The sequence below is a fragment of the Frankia sp. CcMO1 genome, assembly GCF_977945845.1.
The window spans coordinates 23,017-27,827 of sequence record NZ_CDWTMG010000018.1 but is presented as its reverse complement, the minus strand read 5'-3'; the positions used below and the strand labels follow the sequence as shown (position 1 = coordinate 27,827).

Here is a 4,811-nt window from a genome sequence, read left to right as displayed (position 1 = left end):
CTGTGGCGCCTGAGTCTGTGGCGCCTGAGTCTGTGGCGCCCGAGTCTGTGGCGCCCGAGTCTGCCGCACTCGGACCGGCGGCCAGGACGAGCAGATGAGCGCCGGCCGGAGGAGCTCCGACGGGAGGAGTGCCGCCGCGCCCCGCTTCACCCCGCCGCGGGGCCGGGCGCCGCTGGCGGTCGCGCTGGATGCCCCGGACACCGCGACCGTGCTGCGCTGGGCTGCCGCGGTCGCCCCCACCGCGGCCGTGCTAAAGATCGGTCTGGAGCTGTTCTACCGGGAGGGCCCGGCAATCGTGACGGCGCTGCGCGCGGCCGGCGTGCTCGCCGGGGCCGGCGGCGCGACGCACGCCGCGGGCGGCGCCGGAAGCGCCCCGGAGTTGTTCCTCGATCTCAAACTGCACGACATTCCCGCCACGGTCGCCGGGGGAATGCGCTCAATCACCCCGTTGGGCCCTCGTTTCGTGACCGTGCATGCGGCTGGGGGGGCGGCGATGATACGTGCGGCGATCGAGGCGGCCCCGGATGTCGAGGTAGCCGTCGTGACCGTACTCACCTCGCTGGATGTGGCGGCGCTCAGCGCGATCGGGCTCGCCGGCCCCCCTTCCGACGCCGTCCGCAGGCTTGCCGTGCTTGCGGTCGAAGCCGGTGCGCGCACCCTCGTGTGCAGTCCGCGGGAGGTGCGAATGGTCCGTATGGAGCTTGGTAGCAATGTGACTCTCATCACCCCAGGAGTGCGACCGGGGGGGTCGGAAACCGGCGATCAGGCCCGAACCGCGACGCCGGAAGCTGCCCTTGTGGGGGGTTCTGACCTGGTCGTGGTGGGTCGCCCAATCACCGGTGCGCCCGATCCCGGGGTCGCCGCGAGGGCCGTCGCCGCAGGTCTCGGCGCTGCCAGCAGGGCTGTTGACCTGCTGTGACGCCGAGGGGACCAGGGTGTGTTCGTCCTGGTGCGGTACGAAGCGGTACGGTGGGGCCGCCGTAGACCGAAAGGGTGCGGCACGAGTGGGCCACCCCTTTCGTCCGTCAAAGCCTTCTCTTGTGCTGACAATATGTTCGCATCAGAGTGTTATGGCCAAGGCTGGACTGAGGAGCCCCTTCCTCGCTAGTTTGCGCGGCGCGATCACCGAATTGAGGAGGCGTACCCGTGCCCCTGCCGCCCCTAACGCCCGAGCAGAGGGCCGCCGCCCTCGAGAAAGCAGCGTTGGCTCGTAAGCAGCGTGCGGAACTCAAGGAGCGGTTGAAGAAGGCGGAGACCACTCTGGCCGCCGTCCTGGAACAGGCCGAGGCTGATGAGGTCGTCGGCAAGATGAAGGTTTTGGCTGTTCTGGAGTCGCTTCCCGGAGTGGGGCGCGTACGCGCCCAGAAGATCCGGGAACGGCTCGGGATCAGTCCGACCCGCCGGCTGCGGGGACTCGGCGCCAAGCAGCGTGCCGCACTCCTCGAGGAGTTCGGCATGGCCTGATCCGGTGGGGTGGGAAACCACTCCGCCAACCCGGATCATGGTTACGGCGGGTAGCGGCGTTGACGGGAGGGTGGCGTCACTCACATTCTTCCGGCGATGTCGCCCTTCCTTCCGGTCGGATCGGGGGCGGCATTCTTTAACCTCCCCCGATCCGGCCGTCCCTGGGAAACCAGTCCCGTCCTCGTGTCCTTCGGGGACTGATGACCGTGCGCGCCGACTGACCGAGAGATCCTATCGTGGTGCCCGTGGGTCTTACAGTGCTGTCCGGGCCGTCCGGAGTCGGGAAGGGCACCGTCGTCGCGGCAGTCCGGGAACGTCACCCCGAGGTCTGGGTCTCGGTCAGTGCCACCACGCGGCCACCGCGTCCGGGTGAGACCGACGGTGTCGAGTACCACTTCGTCGACGCCGAGGAGTTCGTCCGGATGGTCAAAGCCGGGGAGTTCGTCGAGCACGCGATGTTTGCCGGACACGCCTACGGCACCCCCCGCCGCCCGCTTCTCGAAAGGCTCGCCGCAGGTGTGCCTTGCCTGCTGGAGATCGAGCTGCTGGGCGCCCGGCAGGTGCGCTCGGCGATGCCACAGGCCCGTTTCGTCTTCCTCGCCCCGCCCACCTTCGACGAGCTTGTCCGTCGGCTGACCGGTCGGGGGACCGAGTCACCCGAGGTCATCGCCCGCCGGCTGGACCGGGCGCGCATCGAACTCGCGGCCGAGACGGAGTTCGACGACGTGATCGTGAATGACGACGTGCGGTCCGCGGCGGCCCGCTTGGTAGCATTGATGATCGGCTCGTAGGTCCGGCCCACCGGTCGCCCGCGCAGCCGACATCTCCGTACAGCCTCCTCCGCGCAGCCCGCCCTGCCCCGCGCAGCCTGCGCTCTGCACTGTCCGGACGGCGCAGCCGCCTCGGACGTCCCATTCCGGAAGGACATCGTGGCCGGTACCGTCGCCCATCCCGAAGGCATCACCAACCCCCCCATCGACGAGCTCCTCGAGGCGACCGACTCGAAGTACAGCCTGGTCATCTACGCGGCGAAGCGAGCTCGTCAGATCAACGCCTACTACTCGCAGCTCGGTGAGGGTCTGCTGGAGTACGTCGGCCCGCTGGTCGAGACGACCAACGCGCAGGAGAAGCCGCTGTCGATCGCGCTGCGTGAGATCAACGCCGGCCTGCTCACCCACGAGACCGTCACCGACAGCCTCCCGCCGGTCTCCTGATATAGGACGATGACCGAGATGCCTGACGCTGAGATGCTCGACGCTGAGCGATCCGGCACCGGGCTGTCCGGCACCGGGCCCGGCCCTCGGCGTCCCCGGGTCGTGCTCGGTGTGGCGGGCGGCATCGCCGCCTACAAGGCGGTGGAGGTGCTCCGCCGGTTCACCGAGTCCGGCCACGAGGTCCGGGTGGTGCCCACGCCGTCGGCGCTGAGGTTCGTCGGCGCGACGACCTGGGCGGCGCTGTCGGGGAACCCGGTCACCACGGAAGTGTGGGACGACACGGACGAGGTCGCCCATGTCCGGATCGGCCGCGAGGCCGACCTCGTCCTCGTCGCGCCGGCCACCGCGGACCTGATGGCCCGCGCGGCCGCCGGGCGCGCCGATGACCTGCTCACCGGCACCCTGCTGACGGCGACCTGCCCGGTCGTCTACGCGCCGGCGATGCACACCGAGATGTGGCAGCACCCGGCCACCCGGGCGAACGTGGCGACCCTGCGGGCGCGGGGAGCGGTGGTGGCCGAGCCGGCGGTGGGCCGGCTGACCGGCGCCGACTCGGGTCCGGGCCGCCTGCCGGAGCCGGCGGAGATCGCCGCGCTCGGCATGGCGGTGCTGGCCCGGGGTGCGGCCGGGGTGCGGCCCGATCTGGCCGGCCGGCATGTCCTGGTCACGGCCGGCGGCACCCGGGAGTACCTCGACCCCGTCCGGTTCCTCGGCAACGCCTCGAGCGGCCGTCAGGGGTACGCCGTGGCCAGGGCGGCCGTGGCGCGGGGAGCCTCCGTCACGGTGGTGGCGGCGAACGTCGCGCTGCCCGAGGTCGCCGGCGCCCGCACGATCCCGGTCACCTCCGCGGCGCAGCTGCGCGATCGGGTCCACGAGGTCGCGCCCTCGGCGGACGTGGTCGTCATGGCGGCCGCGGTCGCCGACTTCCGCCCCGGGGCGCCACAGGTCTACAAGATCAAGAAGGAGTCTGCGGCCCCGGGCTCCATCCCGCTCGTGGCGAATCCCGACGTGTTGGCCGAGCTGCTGGCGAACCGCCGGCCCGGTCAGGTTCTCGTCGGTTTCGCCGCCGAGACCGGCGGCCCCGGCGGGGGGGTACTCGACCACGCCCGGGCCAAACTGGCGCGCAAGCCGGTCGACCTGCTCGTGGTCAACGAGGTCGGCGCCGGCCTCGGATTCGAGGTGGAACACAACGCCGCCATGGTACTGGACCCCCGCGGTGGCGAGACGGCCATCGAGCGCACGAGCAAGGACCTCCTCGCGCATCGGATCCTCGACCTCGTGGTCGGCCTTACGGCCGATCGGACCGATGGAACGCCCGCCGAGGCGCTGCGTGTACCCCTCGCGGCACCTCGGTAAGCTTCGTCGGAATCAACCGGATCACCCAGGGGGTTAATCCAGTGGCGACGCGCCTGTTTACGTCCGAGTCCGTCACCGAGGGGCATCCGGACAAGATCGCCGATCAGATCAGCGACTCGATTCTCGATGCCATGATCAAGGATGACCCGAAGAGCCGGGTCGCCGTGGAGACACTCATCACGACGGGTCAGGTCCACGTCGCCGGCGAGGTCACCACAAAGACCTACGTCGACATCGCCTCCGTCGTCCGCGAGCGCATCCTGGAGATCGGTTACGATTCCTCCAAGAAGGGCTTCGACGGCGCGTCCTGCGGCGTCAGCGTGTCGATCGGCGCGCAGTCCCCGGACATCGCCCAGGGCGTCGACACGGCGCACGAGACCCGCGTCGAGGGTTCCGCCGACGACGAGTTCGACCGGCAGGGCGCCGGCGACCAGGGCCTGATGTTCGGGTTCGCCTGCGACGAGACCCCTGAGCTCATGCCGCTGCCGATCGCGCTGGCGCACCGCCTCGCCAGGCGGCTGTCCGCGGTCCGCAAGGAGGGCCAGGTCGGCTACCTGCGCCCGGACGGCAAGACCCAGGTGACCATCGAGTACGTCGACGGGAAGCCGGCCCGGCTCGACACGGTCGTCGTCTCCTCCCAGCACGCCGCCGATATCGACCTGGACACTCTGCTCGCGCCGGACATCGCCGAGTACGTCGTCGAGCCGGAGCTAGCCCTGCTCGAGATCGCCACCGAGGGGCGCCGGCTGCTGGTCAACCCGACCGGCCGGTTCGAGA

Annotated in this window: 6 protein-coding genes; all 6 read left to right on the top strand. The window is 70.5% G+C overall.

From position 1 onward, the window contains the following. Nucleotides 1–94 precede the first annotated feature (94 nt). Nucleotides 95–919 (top strand): orotidine-5'-phosphate decarboxylase, encoded by an 825-nt coding sequence (gene pyrF, locus AC08OU_RS04505; RefSeq protein WP_476598960.1) that lies wholly within the window; start codon nucleotides 95–97, stop codon nucleotides 917–919. Between the two features lie 227 nt (nucleotides 920–1,146). Continuing rightward, the gene (mihF, locus tag AC08OU_RS04500; protein ID WP_462186066.1) at nucleotides 1,147–1,464 is read left to right on the top strand and encodes an integration host factor, actinobacterial type; all 318 of its coding nucleotides are present in this window, start codon (nucleotides 1,147–1,149) and stop codon (nucleotides 1,462–1,464) included. Nucleotides 1,465–1,709: 245 nt separating this feature from the next. After that, complete coding sequence (gene gmk, locus AC08OU_RS04495) at nucleotides 1,710–2,255, top strand: guanylate kinase (RefSeq protein ID WP_476598958.1); 546 nt, start codon at nucleotides 1,710–1,712, stop codon at nucleotides 2,253–2,255. Between the two features lie 138 nt (nucleotides 2,256–2,393). Then, on the top strand, nucleotides 2,394–2,678 hold the full coding sequence (rpoZ, locus tag AC08OU_RS04490) for a DNA-directed RNA polymerase subunit omega (protein ID WP_462186068.1): 285 nt from the start codon (nucleotides 2,394–2,396) through the stop codon (nucleotides 2,676–2,678). A gap of 33 nt (nucleotides 2,679–2,711) precedes the next feature. Continuing rightward, nucleotides 2,712–4,034 carry a bifunctional phosphopantothenoylcysteine decarboxylase/phosphopantothenate--cysteine ligase CoaBC gene (coaBC, locus tag AC08OU_RS04485; protein ID WP_476598974.1) on the top strand — a complete coding sequence of 441 codons (1,323 nt, stop codon included), beginning with the start codon at nucleotides 2,712–2,714 and terminating at the stop codon, nucleotides 4,032–4,034. Nucleotides 4,035–4,075: 41 nt separating this feature from the next. Beyond that, nucleotides 4,076–4,811, top strand: a 736-nt coding sequence (locus tag AC08OU_RS04480) for an S-adenosylmethionine synthetase N-terminal domain-containing protein (RefSeq protein WP_476604406.1), incomplete at its 3' end; no start/stop codon positions are given.